General features: G+C 67.9%; 21 protein-coding genes. 11 read left to right on the top strand and 10 right to left on the bottom strand.

Annotation, left to right across the window (positions count from 1 at the left end; translation table 11 throughout):
- The first annotated feature begins 28 nt into the window (after window positions 1-28).
- Window positions 29-5,281 carry a DNA repair ATPase gene (locus K7W41_RS17700; RefSeq protein WP_224611407.1) on the top strand — a complete coding sequence of 1,751 codons (5,253 nt, stop codon included), beginning with the start codon at window positions 29-31 and terminating at the stop codon, window positions 5,279-5,281.
- Between the two features lie 19 nt (window positions 5,282-5,300).
- Here K7W41_RS17700 and K7W41_RS17695 read toward each other — a convergent pair whose 3' ends face one another.
- Window positions 5,301-5,633 (bottom strand): HNH endonuclease, encoded by a 333-nt coding sequence (locus K7W41_RS17695; RefSeq protein WP_224611406.1) that lies wholly within the window; start codon window positions 5,631-5,633, stop codon window positions 5,301-5,303.
- Between the two features lie 41 nt (window positions 5,634-5,674).
- On the opposite strand from K7W41_RS17695, the gene K7W41_RS17690 reads away from it, so the two are divergent.
- The 4 genes from K7W41_RS17690 (at window position 5,675) to K7W41_RS17675 (ending at window position 7,758) form a co-directional block, all read left to right on the top strand.
- The gene (locus K7W41_RS17690) at window positions 5,675-6,259 is read left to right on the top strand and encodes a Uma2 family endonuclease (RefSeq protein WP_224611404.1); all 585 of its coding nucleotides are present in this window, start codon (window positions 5,675-5,677) and stop codon (window positions 6,257-6,259) included.
- 35 nt (window positions 6,260-6,294) lie between these two features.
- Window positions 6,295-6,846 carry a Uma2 family endonuclease gene (locus tag K7W41_RS17685; RefSeq protein ID WP_224611402.1) on the top strand — a complete coding sequence of 184 codons (552 nt, stop codon included), beginning with the start codon at window positions 6,295-6,297 and terminating at the stop codon, window positions 6,844-6,846.
- A 74-nt stretch (window positions 6,847-6,920) separates the two neighbouring features.
- Entirely contained in the window at window positions 6,921-7,466 is a 546-nt protein-coding gene (locus K7W41_RS17680; protein ID WP_224611400.1) for a Uma2 family endonuclease, read from the top strand.
- Window positions 7,467-7,479: 13 nt separating this feature from the next.
- Entirely contained in the window at window positions 7,480-7,758 is a 279-nt protein-coding gene (locus K7W41_RS17675; protein WP_224611398.1) for a hypothetical protein, read from the top strand.
- A 71-nt stretch (window positions 7,759-7,829) separates the two neighbouring features.
- On the opposite strand, the gene acnA is transcribed toward K7W41_RS17675, so the two are convergent.
- The gene (gene acnA, locus K7W41_RS17670) at window positions 7,830-10,541 is read right to left on the bottom strand and encodes an aconitate hydratase AcnA (protein ID WP_224611396.1); all 2,712 of its coding nucleotides are present in this window, start codon (window positions 10,539-10,541) and stop codon (window positions 7,830-7,832) included.
- Between the two features lie 145 nt (window positions 10,542-10,686).
- On the opposite strand from acnA, the gene K7W41_RS17665 reads away from it, so the two are divergent.
- A complete protein-coding gene (locus tag K7W41_RS17665) occupies window positions 10,687-11,517 on the top strand; it encodes a hypothetical protein (protein ID WP_224611394.1) in 831 nt (276 codons plus the stop codon).
- A gap of 110 nt (window positions 11,518-11,627) precedes the next feature.
- Here K7W41_RS17665 and K7W41_RS17660 read toward each other — a convergent pair whose 3' ends face one another.
- A complete protein-coding gene (locus K7W41_RS17660) occupies window positions 11,628-11,939 on the bottom strand; it encodes a helix-turn-helix transcriptional regulator (RefSeq protein WP_224611392.1) in 312 nt (103 codons plus the stop codon).
- Between the two features lie 30 nt (window positions 11,940-11,969).
- Between K7W41_RS17660 and K7W41_RS17655 the strand changes: the two genes are divergently transcribed.
- From K7W41_RS17655 to K7W41_RS17645, 3 genes are all read left to right on the top strand, one after another.
- Window positions 11,970-13,481: an NADP-dependent isocitrate dehydrogenase gene (locus K7W41_RS17655; RefSeq protein WP_224611390.1), complete on the top strand. Its 1,512-nt coding sequence runs from the start codon at window positions 11,970-11,972 to the stop codon at window positions 13,479-13,481.
- A 279-nt stretch (window positions 13,482-13,760) separates the two neighbouring features.
- The gene (locus tag K7W41_RS17650; RefSeq protein WP_221089197.1) at window positions 13,761-13,931 is read left to right on the top strand and encodes a hypothetical protein; all 171 of its coding nucleotides are present in this window, start codon (window positions 13,761-13,763) and stop codon (window positions 13,929-13,931) included.
- Window positions 13,932-13,959: 28 nt separating this feature from the next.
- On the top strand, window positions 13,960-14,148 hold the full coding sequence (locus K7W41_RS17645; RefSeq protein WP_224611388.1) for a hypothetical protein: 189 nt from the start codon (window positions 13,960-13,962) through the stop codon (window positions 14,146-14,148).
- 61 nt (window positions 14,149-14,209) lie between these two features.
- Here the strand turns inward: K7W41_RS17645 and K7W41_RS17640 are convergent, their stop codons facing one another.
- Together K7W41_RS17640 and K7W41_RS17635 are read right to left on the bottom strand one after the other, a co-directional pair.
- Window positions 14,210-15,280 (bottom strand): type III polyketide synthase, encoded by a 1,071-nt coding sequence (locus K7W41_RS17640; RefSeq protein WP_380057880.1) that lies wholly within the window; start codon window positions 15,278-15,280, stop codon window positions 14,210-14,212.
- 565 nt (window positions 15,281-15,845) lie between these two features.
- Window positions 15,846-16,736: an aldo/keto reductase gene (locus K7W41_RS17635; protein ID WP_224611384.1), complete on the bottom strand. Its 891-nt coding sequence runs from the start codon at window positions 16,734-16,736 to the stop codon at window positions 15,846-15,848.
- A 196-nt stretch (window positions 16,737-16,932) separates the two neighbouring features.
- Between K7W41_RS17635 and K7W41_RS17630 the strand changes: the two genes are divergently transcribed.
- Window positions 16,933-17,127, top strand: a complete 195-nt coding sequence (locus tag K7W41_RS17630) for a hypothetical protein (protein WP_224611382.1) — start codon at window positions 16,933-16,935, stop codon at window positions 17,125-17,127.
- Window positions 17,128-17,325: 198 nt separating this feature from the next.
- On the opposite strand, the gene K7W41_RS17625 is transcribed toward K7W41_RS17630, so the two are convergent.
- The 3 genes from K7W41_RS17625 to K7W41_RS17615 form a co-directional block, all read right to left on the bottom strand.
- A complete protein-coding gene (locus tag K7W41_RS17625; protein ID WP_224611380.1) occupies window positions 17,326-17,592 on the bottom strand; it encodes a BON domain-containing protein in 267 nt (88 codons plus the stop codon).
- A 332-nt stretch (window positions 17,593-17,924) separates the two neighbouring features.
- The gene (locus K7W41_RS17620; protein WP_224611379.1) at window positions 17,925-18,728 is read right to left on the bottom strand and encodes a nitroreductase family protein; all 804 of its coding nucleotides are present in this window, start codon (window positions 18,726-18,728) and stop codon (window positions 17,925-17,927) included.
- Window positions 18,729-18,767: 39 nt separating this feature from the next.
- Window positions 18,768-19,088, bottom strand: a complete 321-nt coding sequence (locus K7W41_RS17615) for a hypothetical protein (RefSeq protein ID WP_224611377.1) — start codon at window positions 19,086-19,088, stop codon at window positions 18,768-18,770.
- Between the two features lie 77 nt (window positions 19,089-19,165).
- On the opposite strand from K7W41_RS17615, the gene K7W41_RS17610 reads away from it, so the two are divergent.
- Window positions 19,166-19,636 carry a hypothetical protein gene (locus K7W41_RS17610; protein ID WP_224611375.1) on the top strand — a complete coding sequence of 157 codons (471 nt, stop codon included), beginning with the start codon at window positions 19,166-19,168 and terminating at the stop codon, window positions 19,634-19,636.
- A gap of 259 nt (window positions 19,637-19,895) precedes the next feature.
- On the opposite strand, the gene K7W41_RS23740 is transcribed toward K7W41_RS17610, so the two are convergent.
- Together K7W41_RS23740 and ndk are read right to left on the bottom strand one after the other, a co-directional pair.
- On the bottom strand, window positions 19,896-20,930 hold the full coding sequence (locus tag K7W41_RS23740) for a GGDEF domain-containing protein (RefSeq protein WP_224611373.1): 1,035 nt from the start codon (window positions 20,928-20,930) through the stop codon (window positions 19,896-19,898).
- Window positions 20,931-21,148: 218 nt separating this feature from the next.
- Window positions 21,149-21,565 carry a nucleoside-diphosphate kinase gene (gene ndk / locus K7W41_RS17600; RefSeq protein ID WP_224611371.1) on the bottom strand — a complete coding sequence of 139 codons (417 nt, stop codon included), beginning with the start codon at window positions 21,563-21,565 and terminating at the stop codon, window positions 21,149-21,151.
- Window positions 21,566-21,598: the final 33 nt, after the last annotated feature.

The raw sequence follows: 21,598 nt of genomic DNA, 5'->3' as shown, positions 1-21,598 counted from the left end.
CTCCCCTTTCCTCTGAGGTTTTTTCCCCATGACCGACCCTGCCCTGCCCACCCCCGACACGTCTCTGGATCAGGCGGTGGCCGAAGGCGGCGCCTATGAGGTGCTGCGCAAGCGGCTGCTGGCCCAGGGCGCGCAGCTGCGCCGCGTGGCCGACGACCTGAATGCCGGGCGCGTGGCCGAGTTCGGGGACAGCCGCCTGAGCCTGCTGGGCCGCTTCCGGGTGCAGACCGAGCACAACGGGGTGGGCCGCAGCGTGGTGCAGGTGGGGGGACAGCTGCTGTTCGGCTTCAACGTGTTTCTGGGCCTGAAAACCCAGACCCAGGTGGCGGACGTGTTCGGCCTGTACCAGCTGGTAGAGGTGGGCGGCGCATACGACGTGGAGCCGGTCAGCCTGAAGGGCACCTTCCTGGCCGACCCAGCCTTTACCCGCGACTTCGACGAACTGTACGCCTACTACAAGCACGCGCGGCTGCTGACCCTGAGCGTGCAAGGCGACAAACTGCTGGCCGCCTTTCAGATTGGCGAGCGCAGCAGCGACCGCCGCGTCTTTCGCTGGGCCCTGGGCCCGGCGGGCGAGGTCACGTATCTGGACGCCCGGGGCGAGCGCGACCTGAAGGCGCCGGCTCCCTTCGATTTCGAGTGGACCCGCGCCGGGCGCGAGCAGGCGGTCAGCGGGCGCTTTCCGCACCTGAATATCCTCGACACCCTGTTCGTGGAAACCAGCGGCGGCGACCTGACCATCAAGGTGGAGAACAACACCGAAACCGGCCAGGGCATCTACAGCGAGCCGGTGGAAGACCGCACCCAGTCGCTGGACGACGCGACCTTTGAATTTGCGCAGGTGGGCACCCTGATTCTGCTGCGGGTGCTGCCTTACCGCGAGAAGGTCTGGCGCGGCCTGATCTACAACACCCTGACCCGGCAGGTGACGCGCAACGACGCGATCACCCGCGCCTGCGTGAGCCTGCCCGAAGACCACGGCCTGATCTTTCCGGGCGGCTATTACCTGCAGGGCGGCGACCACCGCGCCTTCGAGGCCGCCCACGCCGGGATGGGCCTGGGCCGCGTGGTGCGCTCGCCCAACGGCGAGGACGTGCTGTATGTCTTTTCCGAGCCAGACAGCGGCTTGTCGGCGCTGTTTGTCTACAACCTGATCCGGCGCGAGGTGCAGCCGCCCATGCTGGCCCACGGCTGGGCCCCGCTGCCCGACGGCCGGATGGTGCTGTTCCACGCCGAATCCGGCGAGCCCACGCGCGTGCACCCCATGCAGGTGTGGCAGACCCCCTTTGTCAGCGACCTCTACGCCGCCAGCCGCCCGCCCGGCACCTCGTACCTGGGGCGACTGGGCAACGCGGAACTGGTGCGCGGCGTGTCCAACCTCTATGAACTGGCGCGCGAGATCGAGCACCCCTCGGTGAGCGCCGAGCGGTACGCGCGCCTGGAAGGGGCCACCCGGCGGCTCTTTGACCAGCACCGCTGGTTCGACGACGAGCACACGGGCGGCCTGCGTACCCTGCTGCACGGCATCGTGGTGACCACCGAAACGGTGCTGGACGAGTTCGAGAAGGTGCAGAGCCTGCGCGCCGCCGCCGCCCAGGCCCTGCAGGCGGCGCAGGCCGACCACCGCGCGCTGCTGGCCCGCGTGCGCCCCGAGGACTGGACCCGCATTGACGAGTACGTGGCGGCCCTGGCCGACCTGAACGCCCTGCGCGGGCGCCTGCTGACCCTGCGCGAGGGGCGCTACATGGACCTTGCGGCGCTGGACACCATGACCAGCGCGGTGCAGGAGGCCCACGCCCGCCTGGGGCTGGCGACCGGCGCCTTTCTGAACACCCCGGAGGCCCTGGCTCCACTGGCCGCCCGCCTGGACACCCTGGCCGCGCAGATCGACGCCGCCGACACCAGCCGCGCCCTCACCGAGGCCCTGGACGCCCTGGCCGGGCTGTCGGCGGAACTGGACCTGCTCTCAGAATTGCTGGGCGCGCTGCCCGTGGAGGACGCTGCCGCGCGCACCCGCGTGGTCGAAGCCATCGCGGCCCTGTACGGGCGCCTGAACGGGGTCCGGGCCCGCGCCGAGCAGGCCCGCAAGGCCCTGGGGGCCGGCGAGCGCACCGCGCAGTTTGCCGCGCAGCTTGGCCTGTATGCGCAGGCGGTGGCCAGCGCCCTGGGCCGCGCCACCACCCCCGAAAAGGCCGAGGAGGGGCTGGCGCGCGCCCTGGTGGGCCTGGAGGAACTGGAAGGGCAGTTTGGCGACGACGAGACGTTTCTGCCCGACATCCTGACCAAGCGCGACGAGGTGCGCGAGGCCTTTGAGGCGCGGCGCCAGACCCTGCAGGACGAGCGCCAGCGCAAGGCCCAGAGCGTCATGGACGCCGCCAGCCGCATTCTCTCGGGGCTGGGGGGCCGCGCGGCCCGCCTGAAGATGCTGGACGAGCTGAACGCCTTTTTTGCCAGTGATCCGCTGATCGTGAAGGTGCGCGACCTCGCAGCGCGGCTGCGCGAGCTGAAAGACACCGTCAAGGCCGACGATCTGGACGCGCGCCTGAAAGCTGCCCGCGATCAGGCGGCCCGCAGCCTGCGCGACCGCACCGAGCTGTTCGAGGGCGACGGCACCGTGATTCGCCTGGGCCGTCACCGCTTTAACGTCAATACCCAGCCGCTGGACCTGACCCTGTTGCCACGCGGCGACGACCTGGCGGTGCACCTCACCGGCACCGAGTACCTGGACCCGCTGGACCACCCGGCGCTGAACGACCTGCGCGCCTACTGGTCGGCCACCCTGGTTTCGGAATCCGCCGAGCTGAGCCGCGCGGAATATCTGGCGGGCGAGGTGCTGCGCGCCGCCCAGGACGGACAGGAAGGCCTGACCCTGGCCGGGCTGCACGCCCTGAGCCCCGACGACCTGAGCCGCACGGTGGCCGCCTTTGCCGCGCCCCGCTACCGCGAGGGCTACGAGAAAGGCATTCACGACCACGACGCCGCGCGGCTGCTGCAGGCGCTGCTCCCGCTGCTGCAGGCGGCGGGCACCCTGGTCTACCCGCCTGCCGCCCGCGCCCTGGCCACCGCCTACTGGGCCGAACACCCGGCGCGGCGCGCGCACTGGCACGTGGCCTTTGGCAACGCCCACGCCATGCACGCGCTGTTTGGCCGCCGCGAGGCGCTGGACACGGCGCTGGGCACCCTGGCCGCCGAGGTGGCCGCGTTCCTGACCGGGGCCGGGCTGCCCCACACGCCGCTGGACGCCCGGCAGGCCGCCGCCTTCCTGGGCGACGAGTTAAAGGCCCCCGCCCCCACCCTGAGCTTTTCACAGGCCGCCGCCGACCTGAACGCGGCCCTGGACACCCAGCTGCAGACGGCCGGGCTGCAGGGCACCCTGGCCCACTCGCTGGCGCAGCTGGAGGGCGACCTTGCGGGCCGCTGGGCGCTGCTGCGCCACTGGCTGGGCGCCCTGTGCGCCGCGCCGCCGTGGGCGCCGCTGGCCCGCGCCGTGCCCGAAGCGGCGGCCCTGCGCCTGTTCGGGGCTGCCGTGTCCCACACCGTGCGCGACGTGCCCCTGGGCACCCAGGTCACGGGGCTGCTGAGCGGGCACCCGCGCATTCAGGGCGGCACGCTGTCCGTGGCCCCGGACGACCTGCTGACCCGCCTGGAGCGCCACCGCAGCGACTTCCTGCCGGGCTTCCAGCGGTATCAGGCCGCGCGGCAGGAGGCCACGGCGCAGGAACGCGCCCGGCTGCGGCTGGACGAACTGCGTCCCCGGCCGCTGACCTCCTTTGTGCGCAACCGCCTGATTCAAGAGGTGTACCTGCCGATCATCGGGGACAACCTCGCCAAGCAGATGGGCACGGCCGGCGAGGGCAAGCGCAGCGACCTGATGGGCCTGCTGATGCTGATCTCGCCGCCCGGCTACGGCAAAACCACCCTGATGGAATACGTGGCCCACCGCCTGGGCCTGGTGTTTGTGCGGGTCAACGGCCCCAGCCTGGGCCACGAGGTGCGCTCGCTGGACCCGGCCCAGGCCCCGGACGCGGGCAGCCGCCAGGAACTGGAGAAGCTGAATCTGGCCCTGGAAATGGGCGGCAACGTGATGCTGTACGTGGACGACATTCAGCATACCCACCCCGAATTCCTGCAGAAATTCATCTCGCTGACCGACGGCACCCGCCGTATTGAGGGCGTGTGGCGCGGCCAGCCCAAAACCTACGACCTGCGCGGGCGCAAGTTCGCGGTGGTCATGGCCGGGAACCCCTACACCGAATCCGGCGAGGTCTTCAAGATCCCCGATATGCTGGCCAACCGCGCCGATATCTACAACCTGGGCGACGTGCTGGGCGGCATGGAGGACGCTTTCCGGCTTTCGTACCTCGAAAACAGCCTGACCAGCAACCCGGTGCTGGCCCCACTGGCAACCCGCGACCTGAACGACCTGTACCTGCTGGTGAACCGCGCCCAGGGCCAGGAAGTCAGCACCAACAACCTCTCTCACCCGTATTCCGCCGCCGAGGTCGAGGAGATCGTGGGCACGCTGCAAAAGTTGCTGGCTGTGCGGGACGATCTGGCCCGCATCAACGCGCAGTACATCGCCAGCGCCGCCCAGGACGACCGCTACCGCACCGAGCCGCCCTTCAAGCTGCAGGGCAGCTACCGCAACATGAACAAGCTGGCCGAGAAAATCAGCGCGGTGATGACCGACGCCGAGGTGGATCAGGTGGTCACCGACCACTACCAGGGCGAGGCGCAACTGCTGACCACCGGCGCCGAGGAAAACCTGCTGAAGCTGGCCGAACTGCGCGGCACCCTGACCCCCGAGCAGGCCGCGCGCTGGGAAGCGATCAAGGCCGACTACCGCCGCAACAAGGCGATGGGCGGCGACGACGCCGACACCGGCGCGCGCATGGTGGCCCAGCTGGCCGATATTGCCCAGGGCCTGCAGGGGCTGGGCACGCGGCAAACGCCCATGCCGGCCCCCACCGCTCCCCCACCCTCGGCTGAACCGCTGGCCGACGCCCTGCGCGAAGGGCTGGCCCCCCTGCTGCGCGAACTGACACGCGGCTTTCACGAGCGGCCGGCCTCGACTGCCCCGCTTGCCCCGGCCCCCGACGACACGGCACTGCGCGCGGCCCTGGCGCCCTTATTGGCCGGGCTGGCCGCCACCACCCAGAAGCAGGACCAGACGAACGCGGCGATCTACGAACTGGTCGAGGTGATTCGCAAGCGGCAAAACGTGGTGCGGGGCCCGGCCGGGCCGGTGGGGGCCACCGGGCGGCATTCACCGGGCGAATAACCCCAGCTTCCTCTGGGGGTCAGTGCACCCGCACGCCCCGGCTGAGCGGTTGTTTCTGCACCCATTTCACGAACTTCTGCACTTCCTCGCGTGCCAGGATGGCTTCTACGGTGTTCAACTCGTTCGCCAGTTCTGCGTTGCTGAACGTTTTGGAGAGGAAACCCTGGCAGGCGGCGCACATCTTCACGGTGGGAATCTGGCCCAGTTTCACGCCCTGGCGGCGGCCCTGCGACTTGGGTATCAGGTGGTGGTCGGTCATTTCGCCCTCCCGCCCGCACAGCACGCAGACGTCCTGCGGCTGCTCCTGCGCGTCCTCCGTCCAACTTGCCTGCGCCCGTTCTTTCCGACCCATCGGGCCACGATAGCGCGCGGCGCCCTGGGTACACTGAGGCCATGACAGATTCGCCCCTGAAAAAAATCAGCGAGGCCGAGTATCTGCGCACGGAAGAAGTGAGCCCGTTCAAGCGCGAATACGTGGACGGCTTCGTGTACGCGCTGCACGGCGAGGATGGGCCAGTGGCCCAGGCGGGCGCCACCAGCAAACATGGTCTTCTTTGCACCAATCTGGTGGCCGCGCTGCACCGCCCTGCCCGTCAGAAGGGATGCCGGGTCTACGTCAGCGACATGCGGGTTCGGGCTGACGCCCTGGGCACACGCTATTACTACCCCGACCTTGTGCTGACCTGTGAGGACATGGCGGATGAAGCCCGGTATACGGAGGCCCCCTGTTTTATTGCCGAAGTTCTGAGCCTCAGCACGCGTGACACAGACCGCCGGGAAAAGCTCTGGGCCTACCAGCAATTGCCCAGCCTGCAAGGGTATCTGCTGGTGGACACTGCCACCCGCGCCGTTCGCCTGTACCGCCGCGACGCTGAGGGCTGGCGGGACGCCTACGCCGAGGGCCAGGGCCAGATCACCCTGCCGTGCGTGGACCTGACCCTCTCGCTCGACGAGATCTATGACGGCGTAAACCTGTAACGGTTGAAGGTGCGGCCACAACCTACACTGTGCCCATGACGGAGCCCGCCTTCCGCACCATGACTGAGGAGGAATACCTGCGCTGGGACGGGCCCCGCGAGGGCAAATGGGAGTTCGTGGACGGCTTCGTGTACGCCCAGGCCGGGGCCAGCCGTCCCCACAACCAGATTGCCAGCAACATTCAGCGTGTCCTGCTGCCCGCCACCGCCGATGGCCGCTGCTGGTCGTACGCCAGCGATCAGAAGGTGCGCGTCTACCGTGACGGCCGCCCCCGGTACTACCTGCCCGACCTCGTGGTGGTGTGCGACTCCAACCTGGTGGGCGAGGTCGAGACCACGCCCTGCCTGATCGTCGAAATCCTGAGCGCCAGCACCCGCGCCGTGGACGAGTCGTTCAAGGCCAGCGATTACCGCCGCCTGGACAGCCTGCAGGGGTACCTCTTGGTGGACAGCGAAGCGCGCGGCGTGGAGTTCCACCGCCGGGTTGGGGCTGAATGGCAGTTAGATGTCATTGACACCAGCGTGGACCTGCCCTGCCTGGGTGTCTCGCTGAACGTGGATGATATTTACCGGTACGTGGGGCTTTAAGGCGGGTCAAAGTTCACCCTACCCGGCGTGAACCTGTGACGGTCTGACCTGGGGCGCAGGTCTACACTGTTCCCATGACCGATGCCGCCTTCAAGCTCGTGTCTTTGGAGGACTATCTGCGCGCCGAGCGGGACAGTCCCACACGGCATGAGTACATTGACGGCTTCGTGTACGCGCAGGCGGGGGCCAGCCGGGCGCATAACATCATCACCAGTAATCTTCATGTGGCGCTGCACGGCCCCGCGCGCCGGGCGGGGTGCCAGGTCTTCCAGAGCGACATGAAGGTGCGCGTCACCCCCACCCGTTACCACTACCCTGATCTGGTGGTGAGTTGCGGCCCACCGGGCGAGGACGAGTACACCGAAACCGCCCCCTGCCTGATCGTGGAGGTGCTCAGCGAGAGCACCCGCGCGGCGGATCAGAATTACAAGGCAGAGCGCTACCGCGAGTTGCCTTCCTTGCAGGCTTACCTGATGGTGGACAGTGCCCGGCGGGCCGCTGCCCTCTACCGCCGCACCCCGGAAGGCTGGGTTTTTGAGGTTGTGGCGGAGCGTATACAGTTGCCGTGCCCCCCAGTCGAACTCATGTTGGAACTCATTTATGAAGGCGTCACGTTTTGAAAGGGGTTCTGACATGACACTTGAACTAGCGGACATCCTCAAGCAGTCCTTTTCCGCAGACGAACTCAGGGCAAATCTCCACTATGTCCTCGCTGCCCTCTACGAGGACGCTTCGGACCGTACTCTGGCTTCGAATGTCAGCCAAGCGTCTGGACTTGATTATTATTGGCTTTACAACGAACTCTGCGGCATCTCGACCTTTGACCTCAGCGACACGGCGAGAATGGCAGAGGTGCAGCAGCGACTGGAACAGGGCGGCTTGCTTGAGTGGCGCCGCCAGCATCCCATCTAAAGCTGCCTGAGCGTCTGGACGGCAAATGAAAAACCCCCTCCGCAATGGGAGGGGGGTCATGCTGAAGGGGCTTACGCCTTCACTTCGTTCTTGCTGCGTTCCAGGATGCTGCGCAGTACGGTTTGCAGAATGCCGCCGTTCTTGTAGTAGTCGATTTCCACGGGCGTATCAATGCGGCACTGCACGGTCACAATGCGGCTCTGGCCGTCCTTGGTGATGCGCAGGCTCACGTCCTGACGGGGCTTCAGGTCGGCGGGCAGCAGCACGTCGAAGACCTCGTCGCCCTGAATCCCCAGGCTCTCGGCGGTGTCGCCGTTCTTGTACTGCAGCGGCAGCACGCCCATGCCCACGAGGTTCGAGCGGTGAATGCGCTCAAAGCTCTCGGCGATGACGGCCTTCACGCCCAGCAGGAAGGTGCCCTTGGCGGCCCAGTCGCGGCTGGAGCCCATGCCGTAGTCCTTGCCGGCAAACACCATCAGGGGGATGTGGCTGGCCTTGTAGTTCTGGGCGGCGTCGAAGATGCTCGTGACCTGCCCGGTGGTGTAGTCGGTGGTGAAGCCGCCTTCGGTGCCGGGGGCCAGCTGGTTCTTCAGGCGAATGTTGGCAAACGTGCCGCGCGTCATGATGCGGTCGTTGCCGCGCCGCGAGCCGTACGAGTTGAAGTCCTTGGGCTGAATGCCGCGCTCGGTCAGGTACTTGCCGGCGGGGGTGTCGGCCTTGAAGGAGCCGGCGGGGCTGATGTGGTCGGTGGTCACGGAGTCGCCCACCTTCACCAGGGCGCGCGCGCCTTCAATGCTCACGATCTCGCTGGGGCCGCCCGCGAGGTTGTCGAAAAAGGGCGGGTTCTGGATGTAGGTGCTGTCCGCGTTCCAGTTGTACAGCGCGCCTTCGGACACCGGAATGGCGTTCCAGTCCTTGTTGCTCTTCTCAATACCGTCGTAGACCTTCTTGAACATCTCGGCGTTGATGGCGCTGTCCATGACCGTCTGAATCTCGGCGGCGGTGGGCCAGATGTCTTTCAGGTACACGGGGCGGCCGTCATGGGCGGTGCCGATGGCGTCGTTCACGATGTCGTTCACAACCGTGCCGGCCAACGCGTAGGCCACCACCAGGGGGGGCGAGGCGAGGTAGTTCGCCTTGATGTGCGGGTTCACGCGGCCTTCAAAGTTGCGGTTGCCGGAGAGCACGCTGGCCACCACCAGATCGCCTTCGGTGATCGCGTCCACCACGGGCTCGGGCAGGGGGCCAGAGTTGCCGATGCAGGTCATACAGCCGTAGCCCACGGTGTTGAAGCCAATCTGGTCCAGGTAGCGCTGCAGGCCAGCGGCTTCCAGGTACTCGGTCACCACGCGGCTGCCGGGGGCGAGGCTGGTCTTGACCCAGGGCTTGCTCTTCAGGCCCAGTTCCACGGCCTTCTTGGCCACCAGACCGGCGGCGATCAGCACGCTGGGGTTGCTGGTGTTCGTGCAGGAGGTGATGGACGCCAGCGTCACCGCGCCGTGCCCGATCTTGATGTCGGTGCCGGTGATGGTGCCCTGCGCGGCCAGCTTGCTCTCGGGCAGTTCAAAGCCGCGCGCCTTGACGGGGGCGGTCAGGGCCTCATTGAACACCGTGTGCATGTCCGTCAGATTCACGCGGTCCTGGGGGCGCTTGGGGCCGGCGAGGCTGGGGACGATAGTGCCAAGGTCCAGTTCGATGTGGTCGGTGAAAACGGGATCGGGCGTCTCGTCGGTGCGGAACATGCCCTGGGCCTTGTAGTACTGCTCAACCAGTTCGATTTCCGTTTCCAGGCGGCCGGTGCGGCGCAGGTAGCGCAGCGCCTCGTCGTCCACGGGGAAAAAGCCCATGGTCGCGCCGTATTCCGGGGCCATGTTGGCAATCGTGGCGCGGTCGGGCAGGGTCATGTTGCTCAGGCCGGCGCCGTAGAACTCCACGAACTTGCCCACCACGCCCTTCTGGCGCAGCATTTCGGTCACGCGCAGCGCGAGGTCGGTGGCGGTGGCGCCCTCGGGCATGGCGCCCGTGATCTTGAAGCCGATCACTTCGGGCATCAGCATGTAAATCGGCTGGCCCAGCATCACGGCCTCGGCCTCAATGCCGCCCACGCCCCAGCCCACGATGCCCAGGCCGTTGATCATGGTGGTATGAGAATCGGTGCCCACGAGGCTGTCGGGGTACACGACCACGCCGTCGTCCTCGGGACGGCTCTGCACACCCTTGGCGAGGTACTCCAGGTTGACCTGGTGCACGATGCCGCTGGCGGGGGGCACCACGCCGAAGTTGTCGAAGGCCTGCTGGCCCCATCTGAGGAACTCGTAGCGCTCGCGGTTGCGCTCGAATTCCAGGGCCATGTTGTTGGCCAGCGCGAAGTCGGTGCCGAACTCGTCCACCTGCACCGAGTGGTCAATCACGAGGTCCACCGGAATCAGTGGGTTGATCTTGCTGGGGTCGCCGCCCAGCTTCACCATCGCCGAGCGCATGGCCGCGAGGTCTACCACGGCGGGCACGCCCGTGAAGTCCTGGAGGATCACGCGGGCGGGCTTGAAGGGAATCTCGACTTCCTCGTTGACCGGCTTCCAGCCCGCCACGGTCGCCACATCTTCGCGGCGCACATCGTAGTCGTTGGCCTCGCGCAGCACGCTCTCCAGCAGCACCTTGATGCTGACGGGCAGCTTGCTGATGTCATGGCCCTGGGCCTGCAGCTTGTTGAGGTTGTAGTAGTACAGCGGCCGGCCGCCTTGCGTGGTAAGAACGTCGCGCGTTCCGAACAGGTTCATCGCCATGAGTGTGGTTCCTCCTTGCCCCGGGGGGCGGTCCATTCATCATAAATGTTGGGCGTGTGGGCGGGCGTTACCGGAACAGGCACGCGACCCCCGCAATTTGTTACCACCTTGGGGACGACAGAGCAGGTGTGGCAGAGTGGGCGTGATGGCCCCCACCCTCTCCCCCACCCCTGGCTCCGGTGCCCTGGAGCCCCACGAATCGGCCCGCTTAAAGGCCCTGGAACAGACTGTGCGCGACGGCCTGCGCGACTTTCAGCGCACCGGGCAGGCGCTAAGTGACATCCGCGACAACGCCTTTTACCGCGCCACCCACGAGAGCTTTGAATCGTACCTGCAGGAGCGCTGGGGCTTTAGCCTGCCGCAGGCCGGGCGCCTGATCGACGCCGCGAACGTGGCGAAGGTCCTCTCACCCATCGGCGTGCAGCCGCAGAACGAACGGCAGGCGCGCGCCATGAAGGCCGCCGCAAATATCGTGACCGAGCTGGAACCCGAGCAGCAGCGGGTGGTGGCGCGGCTGGTTGAGGCCGCGAGCGAAACCGCCCCATGGGAGGACGCGCCGCCGGCCGCCGAACTGCGGATCATGGCCGGGGTGGTGAAAAAGCTGGCGCCCGAGACCACCGTGTACCACCCCGACAGCGGCGACGAGGTGCCCTTTGAGTCCCTCAGCGTGCCCCAGCGCTACGAGGTGGCGCGCACCCAGGCCGAGCAGAAAACCCAGGCCTACCGCGAAAAGCAGGAGGCCAAGGCCAACGCGCCGCAGCCCGAGAAGGTCAACTGGGCCGAGTGGTGCCTGAACTATGCCGCGCAGGCCCTGGGCCCGGGGCAGCGGCTGGAAATCGTGGTGGAACCCGGCGAACAGCCCCGCGTGCAGGCCCGCGTGATGGACGGGGGGACCGGCGAAGTGCTGGCCGAGGGACCGGAAGCGGGCAATCTGAAACGCGCCGTGCTGAATCTGGTGGCCGAAGTCAAAGGGTAGAGCGGGAAAGCGAATTCCTGTTCCAAAACCACCGGCCCCGGGTTTTTCACCTGGGGCCCGGTCTTTGCCGGCGGTGGGGGCGGGCGCCCAGAGCAGACGGCGTTCAGCCTCTACCCCAGCGAAGTCAGCAACTCCCCAACCGTGTGGTGCGCCTCCAGGGGGTGCCTCAGCGCCGCCGCGTGCTGAATGCGGTAGGTGTTGCGCCGCCCCTGGCGCTCGCGGCTCACCACCCCGGCCTCTTCCAGATCGCGCACGATGCGCTGCACCGCCCGTTCCGTAATGCCCACGCGGGCCGCCACCTCGCGCAGGGTGTCGCCAGGAAAGCGGTCCAGGCACAGCAGCACATGGGTGTGGTTGGTCAGGAAGGTCCAGGGGGCAGGGACAGGCGCGGCCATAGGGGCCTTGACACTAGCACGAAACATGCGACATCATTTTCGTGTATTAAGTTTCGCATGACCCGGAGGCACCCCATGATGCAGGCCACGCTTGATTCCCACCACTCCGCCCCCACCGACCACACCGCGCTTGTGCCCGTGGCTGTTGCCCACGGCGACGGTATTGGCCCGGAAATCATGGACGCCACCCTGCGCGTGCTCTCGGCGGCGGGCGCGCGCATTCAGCCCGTGCCCATCCGCGTGGGCGAGGCGGTGTACAAAGAAGGCCACACCAGCGGCTTTACCCCCGACACCTGGGACACCCTGCGCGCGGCGGGCGTGCTGCTGAAAGCACCCATCACCACCCCGCAGGGCGGCGGCTACAAGAGCCTGAACGTGACCCTGCGCAAGACGCTGGGCCTGTACGCCAACGTGCGCCCCTGCCGCGCGTACGCGCCCTTTGTGCCCACGCTGCACCCGCAGACCGATGTGGTGATCATCCGCGAGAACGAAGAAGACCTGTACGCCGGCATTGAGCACCGCCAGACCCGCGAGGTGGTGCAGTGCCTGAAACTGGTCACCCGCGAGGGCTGCGAGCGCATTGTGCGCTACGCCTTTGAATATGCCCGCGCCCACGGCCGCAAGAAGGTCACGGCCCTGAGCAAGGACAACATCATGAAGCTGACGGACGGCCTGTTTCACGAGGTCTACCGCGAGATTGGCGCCGAGTACCCGGACATCGCCCAGGAACACCAGATCATTGACATCGGCACCGCGCGCCTGGCCACCCGCCCCGAGCGCTACGACGTGATCGTGACCCTGAACCTCTACGGCGACATCATCAGCGACGTGGCCGCCGAGATCACCGGCTCCGTGGGGCTGGCGGGCAGCGCCAACATTGGGCCCAGCTTCGCGCTGTTTGAAGCCATTCACGGCAGCGCGCCCGACATTGCCGGGCAAAACCTCGCCAACCCCGGCGGACTGCTGCAAGCGGCTGTGATGATGCTGGGGCACCTGGGCCAGCACGAGGTGGCCGAACAGGTGCAGAACGCCTGGCTGCGCACCCTGGAAGACGGCATTCACACCCCAGACATTGCCGGCGAGCACACCAAGGAAAAGGTGGGCACCCGCGAATTTGCTGACGCCGTGATTGCGCGGCTGGGGCAGGTGCCGGCGCAGTTGCCCGCCGCCCGCCGCAGCCCCGGCCAGCTGGCCCTGCCCGCCGCCCCCCCCAGCCGGCGCGACGTGACCAAGACGCTGGTGGGCACCGACGTGTTCTTCGAGTGGGCCGAGGCCGACCGCGACCCCCAGGCTCTGGCCGAGAAGCTACAGGCCCACGCGACCGGCGCCCTGCGCCTGAACATGATCACCAACCGGGGCGTGAAGGTGTGGCCCGGCGGCCAGCAGGAAACCCGCCGCGCCGACCACTGGCGCTGCCGCTTCCTGGCCGCCGAAGGCCAGGAGGTCACCCACGCCGACGTGGTGGCGCTGCTCTCGGGCCTGCTGGACAGCGGGCTGGACTTCATCAAGACCGAGCACCTCTACACCTTTGACGGCGTGCCCGGCTTCTCGATGGGCCAGGGGCAGTAAAGGGGAGAGTCCCGCCTTCCAGGCCGCTGCTGCGCTGAACCCTGGCGCAGCGGCGGTCTTTCTTTTTGTTCTGCTAGCGCGGGCAGGTGCAGTGCGACCGCTGAAGATCCTCTCCGGGACAGCGAGGCAGGCCCAGCACTTGCGCCCTGCCCTCTCCCATCACCTGCCGCCCAATGCCCAATCCTCGATGAAGCTGGGCGGGGGCTGACCTTCATGCCCTGGGCCTACGCTGGAAGGCGAACTACCACAGACTTCAGGCCACAAGGAGGCGCGCACCCCATGACGGACAAATCTCACCCCCAGGGCGGCACCAAGGACACCGACGACCTGAGCGACATCAAGGACGTGCAGGACCAGACCATGCAGGAACACGCCCGGCAGGCCGACCAGACCCCCCAGGAGGTCCGGGGCGAACTGGACGGTGCGCAACCCCAGAACCTCCGGCGCTAAGCCGCCCCCACCCCCAGGAGGTCCCCCGATGGGCGAAGGCAAACCCGGCCACACCCCGGCCGATGAACCGAACGTTGGCGTGTCGCAGATGGAGCAGCTGAGCAGCACCACCGACCCCGCCCACAGCAAGGAAGAAGGCGGCCTGCTGGCCAACCCCGACGTGGCCGACAGCATGGCTGAAGGCGACGAGGACCAACGCCGCGAGAACAACGGTTAAGTACGCGCCAAGTCAACACCACGCCGCCGGGTCAAAGTTCCCCGGCGGCGTCTTTTCCTTTTTAAGTCCCAGTTGCCGGGAAGCGCAGCAGCACGTGTTCGGCGCTGAAGCCGGGGCCCATGGCGGTCAGCAGACCTTGTCCCTGGGGGCGGGCCTGCAGCGCCTCGGCCAGCACGAACAGCACCGTGGCGCTGCTCATGTTGCCGTAGCGGCGCAGCACGGCGCGGCTGGTGTCCAGGGTGCCGGCGGGCAGGGCCAGCGCCTCTTCAAAGGCGGCCAGCACCTTCACGCCGCCCGGGTGAATCACAAAGGTGCCCACCTGCTGCCGCGTCCAGCCGTGGGCGGCCAGGGCCTGCGCCACGTTCTGCGCCATCATGCCGCGCACCAGGGCCGGAATATCGCGGCTGAAGCGCACTTTCAGGCCGTCATCCACCACGTCCCAGCCCATGATGTCCTCGCTGTCTTCGATCAGGGTGGAAAACGCGCCGCACAGTTCGGCCAGAGAGGGCGGCCCCGGCACATCCGGCGCGGTGAGCACCAGGGCCGCGCCACCATCGGAAAACAGCGCCGTGCCCACGAAATTGCTCTTGGACTCGTCACCGGCCAGCAGGGTCAGGCTACACAGTTCCACGGCGACGAACAGCACCCGCCGGAACCCTGCACGGACCAGATCGGCGGCGCGGGCCAGCCCAGCTGCTCCCCCTGCACACCCCAGCCCCCACACCGGCAACCGGACGGCGTGGCGGCTGATGCCCAGCGCCTCGATGACGTGCGCGTCCAGGCTGGGCGCACTGATGCCACTGGTGTTCACCAGCACCACGGCGTCCACCTCGGCCGGGGCCACCTGCGCCTCTTGCAGCGCCTGCCGCGCCAGCCGCACGCTCAGCGCGCGGGCCTCTTCCACAAAGGCGGCATTGCGCTCGCTGAACGGGCGCGGCGACAAGTACCACTCCAGCGGCCGGGCCAGCGCCCGGGTGTCAATCTGCGCGTTGTCGAACACCTCGAGCAGGCCCGGCCGCGCCGCCATACGCGGAAACAGCGTGCGCGCCGCCTCGCGCACCTGACTCTGCGGGGCCGACCAGGGCGGCGTGCCCGTGACCACGGCGCGCAACAGGGGAGCGGAAAACGTCATGCGGCGCATTCTGCCGTCCCCCCACCGCCCAGACCGTGCGCAAAGTTGCCCCCCACCTTGGGAAAAAGCTGGGAGTTCTTCATGGGCAAACAGGAACTCTAAAAGTCTGCCTTCATCCCACAGAGAAGTTGTCGAAGAACTACCTATCCTGAGCAGAAAAGAGGCCGCGCCAGAAGCGAGCCGTCGCCCCTTCTCTTTTCAAAGTAGAACTTTCTGGGCCGCACCAAGACGCCTTGCCCCGCCACCGCCCAGGTCCAGACGAAGCCGTCGAACGTGGCCCCACCCGCTCGGGGGCGGCCCCTCGCTCATCTTGGTTCGGTGACGTAGGCTCACTCGCTCTTTGGCGCGCAGCGCGCGGGCGTGGGGCGATGGGCGGAGGCGGACCACGGCGTACAACGCGGGGCGAAGCCAGACAACCCTACCGCGCCAGTCAACGTTTGCCGAGCGCAGCGGAAAAACTCCCCCTGCCCCTCTGGGGTAGGGGGCTGGGGGGTGGGGCAAACCCAGACACCTTCACAAAAAAACGGCAGCAGGCCAACACCCACCGCCGTCCACACGAAAGCCCTTATCCCCCCTGCTTCGCCCACTCCTCCCGCCCCACCTGATCCAGCGCCCGGAAATCCTCATCCGACAGGCTCAGCCGCGCCGCCGCCACATTCTCTTCCAGGTGCTTGCGCTTGCCCGTGCCCGGAATGGGCAGCATCACCGGGCTGCGCCGCAGCACCCAGGCCAGCGCCACCTGCGACGGCGTGGCTCCCAGCCGCCCCGCCACGTCGCTCAGCACGCTGCCGGGCCGCGCCAGCCCACCGGCGGCCAGCGGATACCACGGCAGAAAGCCAATGCCCTCGCGCTCGCAGTAATCCACCACGTCTTCACTCTTGCGGTTGACGAGGTTGTACAGGTTCTGCACGGTGGCCACCGGAAACACGGCGCGGGCCGCCTCGATTTCTTCCACGCTGACTTCAGACAGGCCGGCGTGACGAATGATGCCCTCGTCCATCAGTTCCTTGATGGCGCCGAACTGCTCGTCACGCGGCACGCTGACATCAATGCGGTGCAGCTGCCACAGGTCAATGCGTTCCACGCCCAGGCGGCGGCAGCTGAGGTGCGCCTGCTGCTTCAGGTACTCCGGGCGCCCCAGCGGAATCCAGACATTGGGACCGGTGCGGGTCAGGCCGGCCTTGGTGGCGATCACCACGGTGTCAAAGGGGTGCAGCGCCTCGCGCAGCAGTTCCTCGCTGACCGCCGGGCCGTAGCTGTCGGCGGTGTCAATGAGGTTCACGCCCAGTTCGGGCAGGGCCCGCAGGGTGTCCAGGGCCGCGCGGCGGTCGGTGGGATCGCCCCACACGCCCTCACCGGTGACACGCATGGCGCCGAAGCCCAGCCGGTTCACACTCAGGTCACCGCCAATGTTGAAGGTGCCGCTGGCAGCGGCGGGTGCAGTCGTTTCGGTCATGTGGAACCTCCAGCCGGCATTGTGCGCGTTGCGGCTGGGCCCGCCTAGGGCCCTGTGCTGAAGGGAAACTAAAGAGTTGTGGCGGGGCGCGCGCCTGCCTTGTCCAGCCCTGTCAGAGATCAGACAGAAGATGTGTGAAACATTGAGTGCACTTAAACATTCCCTCATGTTTTCTTGAGGGTGAGCGGGAGTGCGTATGGACGACATCGGCACCTCTTTACAGGCAGTTTCTTTCACCCGCCGCGACCTGATTCAGGATGAGCAGGGCAACTGGTTTCACCTGCCGACCCTGCGCGCCCTGCATGCCGCCGGCCGCCTTGCCGCCGACAGCGCCGGTTTTCTGCTTCTGATGCAGCACGCGGCCCTGAACCGTCCCCGCATGATTTCCTGAGCTGACCGGCAGCCCCTGTCCCACCGCAGCCGAGCCCAGGCGCAGACCAAAGGCAGGCCCCGCGCTGGCCTTTCCCCTCGACTCCTCGTCCCGCGGTGGGTGCCGCTGGCGTCGCCAGTGCGTCCGGCACCCAGGCGCGGCGCTGGCGCTGGCCCGTCTGGGGCTGGGCCATGCCGGTGCGCCCGTTCCCTGCTGGCTCTAGACACGCAGATTGGTTGTGGACCCGTGTACTCCGCGCACGCCGTCCAAACAGTCCTCGGGCAGCTGTTTCTGGCGGCGGTTCATCACTGTGCCGCTCCGGTTCACCGCACCGTTTTGCACCTGCACCCCAAGCCCGCTGGCGGCGAGTTCGTGGTGGTTTTTGAGCATGTCGCTGACCACTTCGCGGATACGCTCGTCACGGCGCGGCTGGCCCTTGGGGCCGCGCCCCCGGAAGCTGGTCTGGCCGCCCATGCCCTGACCCATGCCGCCCTGCGCGGTTCCGCTGTGGCCGGCCCCCCTGGCTCCACAGGTGCCCGCCGCTGCGGTCACTGGACCTGGCGCCCCGGTTGTTGTGCCAGCCGCCCATCTGGGGGCCCATACCGCCGCAGCCACCGACCATCAATGGGTCACCGGACCCTGTGGCCCCTGCAGGACATAACCCGGCGGGACCCAGGGCACAGCCGTGCGCGCTGCCCGCTTGGGCTGCCCCCGCTCATGACCACCCCACAGCGCCAGATGACTTACCCCTAGAGCCAGGGGGCGCGGCCCTTCACCACCCCATTGAGCGGAGCTTCGTTCGCGGCGGCCAGCCCCATTCAGGCACCCTGTGGCCCCTGCGTGTCCTGCTCCGGCACGGCGCAGGTTTCGCGGAACACAAACTGCGACAGCCGCTTGCGGTGGCGGCTGCTCCAGTCAATCGACGGCCGGGCCCCCTGCTCGGGCAGGTACCCCAGGCGGTAGACGGCCATCAGTTCCAGGTCCGGCGGCACCTGCAGCAGTTCGCCCAGGGCCTGCCAGTGCCGGGGAATCTCCATGGGCGTGCTGACAAACTGAATGCCCATCCCCAGCGCCCCCACGGCGTTCCAGATGTTTTCCATGGCGGCGCCCAGGCCAAAGACCGAGTAAAACCCGCTGAGTTCGCCGGGCCGGTATTCGGTTTTGTCCAGCAGCGCCGCCAGCAGCAGGGGGCTTCCCGCCACCAGCTTGCGGTTGTCTTCGCCCAGCTTCCTCGGCACGCCCAGCTGGCGCATCAGTTTCAGGCCCGCGTCGGAAAAGACCTGCCGGGTAAAGGGTTTCAGGGGGCCGGGCAGGTGGTCAATGTGAATGCCGTCGCGCCGGGCGTCCATCTCGGCTTCCGAGAAGCGGAAGTAACGGCGGTACCGCTCGAAAAACACGCCCGCTTCGATCAGTTCGGTCATGCTCTGGCCGGCAATCTGGGCCACGCGCTCAATGGTGGCGCGCTCCTCAATGAGCACAAAGCGCCAGGGCTGCGAATTGAAATGGCTGGGCGCGGCCTGCGCCACCCGCATCAGCAGGTGCTGGTGTTCGCGGCTCACCGGCTCTGGCCGAAAAGGGCCATTGGTGGTGCGCCGCGCCAGCATGCCGTCTATCAGGTTCATGGCGGTCAGGCTAGCAGGGCGCGCGCTGGCCCCCTGTCCCTACCCCCAGGCCAGCCACGCCCCCAGCCCGTAGGCCCCAGCGCAGGCCAGCGCCCGGCGCCAGTGGTCGCTGCGCCCAGGGCGGGTGCGCGGCATGGCCAGCAGCAGGGCCAGCGCAGGCCCCAGCGCCCAGCCCCGCTGCCCGGCCAGCTGCGCCAGCACGGCGGCCAGCAGGGTCCCGGCACAGACCGCGAAGAACAGCGCGTGGTGGGGCCAGCGCACCCGGCTCTGGCTCCAGCCCAGTTGCAGCCGCAGGCCCAGGGCCAGCAGCGCCAGCAGCAGCGCCCCGGTCAGAAGCAGCAGCGGCTGGTGCAGGGGCATGGCGGCATGCTTGCACGGCCCTGGGCATGACAGATGCCCCCACATCGGCCCCGGGGGCGTGGTATACGGTGGGGCGCATGCGTGTCCGTCCCGTTCTTGTCTGGCCCCTGCTCACGGCGGCCCTGCTCGGCGGGTGCAAGCCGGCCGCCGGGGGCGCCCAGGATCTGGTGGCCCGCACCCTCTTTACGGCCACCGGCGCCTACGACGCCCAGGCCGATCTGCGCGAGCGGGTGCCCGTGGGCCAGCGCCGCACCACCTGGACACGGCGCCCACCCCTGGACGCCGCGCAGGTGGTGGTGGTCTACGACAGTGACGCCCGCCCCCTGAGCTGGATGCTGGACATCCGCACGCCCCGCTTCAGCGCGCAGGCCCTGGCGGGCAGCGGCGCGCGTTCGGTGAACACACCCCTGGGCCCCGGCCTGCGCCCCGCCCCCGGCTCCCGGCTGGCCGACACCCTGATTCTGCCCACCAAGACGGGGCTGCGCATTCTGACCCGGGGGTATGTCACCCAGAATGACCCCGCCCTGCTGCGCGCCTTTTCGCCGTAACCCCGAGGACCGGAACCCGGGCCCACATCGCTGGCCGGGCCAAAGATCAGCGGGGGCCTACCGGCGCGGGTATCTGCACTGTTGGCCTGCCTCCCGCAGCGTTCCAGCTTTTGCCGTGCAGTTCCGCCGTCGCCCTCATCTGGGCACTCAGAACGGGACCCCGAGCGCCCTGGGGCAACGCAAAGACCCTCACAGACAGGACCGGACAATGAAGGTGAGCAGCCACTTTCTGGCCGCAGGGTGGAACGGGCCGCCGCTGTCAGCGCACGGCGTTGCGGCCAGCGCGCTTGGCGTGGTACATGGCGCTGTCCGCGCGGCTGAAAATGGCGTCAATCGAATCGTGTGGCCCGCGCATCGAGGCCACCCCGAAGCTGGCGGTCACCTGCAGCCCGGCCACCGGCTCGGCGCTGACCTCGCCGCGCAGGCGCTCGGCCACGGCCAGGGCGTCGGTCTTGGCCACGCCGGGCAGCAGCACAAGAAATTCCTCGCCGCCCCAGCGCCCCACCAGGCCGCCCGAACCGCTCACGCTGCGCCGCAGCCGTTTGGCCGTGGCCCGCAGCACATCGTCGCCCACCGCGTGGCCATGCTCGTCATTGACCCGCTTGAAGTGGTCAATGTCGGTCACGATGATGCTCAGCGGCGTGCGGGCCTGGGCGGCGTGCTGCACGGCGCGTTCCAGTTCCTCTTCGATGGCGCCGCGCCCCATGACCTCGGTCACGGCGTCCAGCCGCGCGGCGCGCAGACGCTCATTGTCTTCACGGTGGCGCGAGAGGTTGTTTTCAATAAACGACATGAGCACGTACGCCATGATCCCGGTGGCGCCCATCACGATGCTGGCCGTGACCCAGTCGGCCAGATTGGGCGCGGCCACCGGGCCATTGACCACCAGACTGACCAGCATGATGGCAATGCCCGCAATGTTCAGCGCCGTGCCAAAGCGCGAGCCAAACACCAGATAGGACACCAGAATGTTCATGGTGAGCCACAGGCTCAGGTGCATGGGCATGTCGCCCCAGGCCACCGCGCGCGGAATTTCTACCACCGCCGCCAGGACATACCCGGCCGTGGTCACCATGTAGATCCGCCGCAGGGAGGCGGGCGAGAACACCACCGCGCCCACGGTGCCCAGCGCCACGAGCGCCGCCCAGTATTTGGGCACGTTGTAGGCAACCGGAAAAGCCCCCGGCGGATCAATCAGCGCCGTGAGCAGGGCGTAGAGCACATACGCCAGGCAGGACGTGACCACGGCCACCTGCCGGCTGCGGTGCAACCGCTGGGGCAGAGAGTCAGGCACGCTGGTGGCGCCCGCCGCTGGGCTGTGGGGTCCCGATCCGTGGGTTCATGTGGGGTCCTGGATGCAGCGGGCACCTGGACCACACCTCTGGCCCGGCGTCCGCGCAGCAGCGTTCATAGTAGTACATGGGGCGGGCCCCATGGGCGCAGAAAACGCCGCCCAGCAGCGCGCAGCGGCCCACCCCCACTGGGGGACGGACCGCTGCCCAGGGGCGCGCTTCAGGCGAGCAGTTCGCCGTCCTGGAAGAACAGCGCCAGTTCGCGCTGGGCGCTTTCCGGGCTGTCGCTGCCGTGGGTCACGTTCTCGCCCGTGGTGGTGGCGAAGTCGGCGCGGATGGTGCCAGGAGCGGCGTTGGCGGGGTTGGTGGCGCCCATCATGGCGCGCCAGCCGGCGATGGCATTCTCGCCTTCCAGGGCGATGGCCACCACGGGGCCGCCCGTGATGAAGTCCACCAGCTCACCGAAAAAGGGCCGCTCCTTGTGCTCGCCGTAGTGGGCCTCGGCGGTTTCGCGGGCAATCACCATCTGCTTGAGGCCCACAATGCGGTAGCCCTTGTGCTGAATGCGCTTGAGAATCTCGGGGGTCAGGCCGCGGCGCACGCCGTCGGGCTTGATCATGGCAAAGGTGCGTTCCATACCACGGGGCAGCATAGCAGACCCGCTTCCCCC

Origin of the sequence: Deinococcus multiflagellatus (genome assembly GCF_020166415.1) — a bacterium.
GTDB classification, from domain to species: domain Bacteria; phylum Deinococcota; class Deinococci; order Deinococcales; family Deinococcaceae; genus Deinococcus; species Deinococcus multiflagellatus.
Note: the sequence above shows the minus strand (reverse complement) of the source record. Positions and strands in the feature narration are given on the sequence as shown.

Bases quoted from the DNA above. Each gene is read 5' to 3' on its own strand.
- K7W41_RS17700 (WP_224611407.1), top strand. From the start codon at position 29: ATGACCGACCCTGCCCTGCCCACCCCCGACACGTCTCTGGATCAGGCG.
- K7W41_RS17695 (WP_224611406.1), bottom strand. From the start codon at position 5,633: ATGGGTCGGAAAGAACGGGCGCAGGCAAGTTGGACGGAGGACGCGCAG.
- K7W41_RS17690 (WP_224611404.1), top strand. From the start codon at position 5,675: ATGACAGATTCGCCCCTGAAAAAAATCAGCGAGGCCGAGTATCTGCGC.
- K7W41_RS17685 (WP_224611402.1), top strand. From the start codon at position 6,295: ATGACGGAGCCCGCCTTCCGCACCATGACTGAGGAGGAATACCTGCGC.
- K7W41_RS17680 (WP_224611400.1), top strand. From the start codon at position 6,921: ATGACCGATGCCGCCTTCAAGCTCGTGTCTTTGGAGGACTATCTGCGC.
- K7W41_RS17675 (WP_224611398.1), top strand. From the start codon at position 7,480: ATGACACTTGAACTAGCGGACATCCTCAAGCAGTCCTTTTCCGCAGAC.
- acnA (WP_224611396.1), bottom strand. From the start codon at position 10,541: ATGGCGATGAACCTGTTCGGAACGCGCGACGTTCTTACCACGCAAGGC.
- K7W41_RS17665 (WP_224611394.1), top strand. From the start codon at position 10,687: ATGGCCCCCACCCTCTCCCCCACCCCTGGCTCCGGTGCCCTGGAGCCC.
- K7W41_RS17660 (WP_224611392.1), bottom strand. From the start codon at position 11,939: ATGTTTCGTGCTAGTGTCAAGGCCCCTATGGCCGCGCCTGTCCCTGCC.
- K7W41_RS17655 (WP_224611390.1), top strand. From the start codon at position 11,970: ATGACCCGGAGGCACCCCATGATGCAGGCCACGCTTGATTCCCACCAC.
- K7W41_RS17650 (WP_221089197.1), top strand. From the start codon at position 13,761: ATGACGGACAAATCTCACCCCCAGGGCGGCACCAAGGACACCGACGAC.
- K7W41_RS17645 (WP_224611388.1), top strand. From the start codon at position 13,960: ATGGGCGAAGGCAAACCCGGCCACACCCCGGCCGATGAACCGAACGTT.
- K7W41_RS17640 (WP_380057880.1), bottom strand. From the start codon at position 15,280: ATGACGTTTTCCGCTCCCCTGTTGCGCGCCGTGGTCACGGGCACGCCG.
- K7W41_RS17635 (WP_224611384.1), bottom strand. From the start codon at position 16,736: ATGACCGAAACGACTGCACCCGCCGCTGCCAGCGGCACCTTCAACATT.
- K7W41_RS17630 (WP_224611382.1), top strand. From the start codon at position 16,933: ATGGACGACATCGGCACCTCTTTACAGGCAGTTTCTTTCACCCGCCGC.
- K7W41_RS17625 (WP_224611380.1), bottom strand. From the start codon at position 17,592: ATGGGTCAGGGCATGGGCGGCCAGACCAGCTTCCGGGGGCGCGGCCCC.
- K7W41_RS17620 (WP_224611379.1), bottom strand. From the start codon at position 18,728: ATGAACCTGATAGACGGCATGCTGGCGCGGCGCACCACCAATGGCCCT.
- K7W41_RS17615 (WP_224611377.1), bottom strand. From the start codon at position 19,088: ATGCCCCTGCACCAGCCGCTGCTGCTTCTGACCGGGGCGCTGCTGCTG.
- K7W41_RS17610 (WP_224611375.1), top strand. From the start codon at position 19,166: ATGCGTGTCCGTCCCGTTCTTGTCTGGCCCCTGCTCACGGCGGCCCTG.
- ndk (WP_224611371.1), bottom strand. From the start codon at position 21,565: ATGGAACGCACCTTTGCCATGATCAAGCCCGACGGCGTGCGCCGCGGC.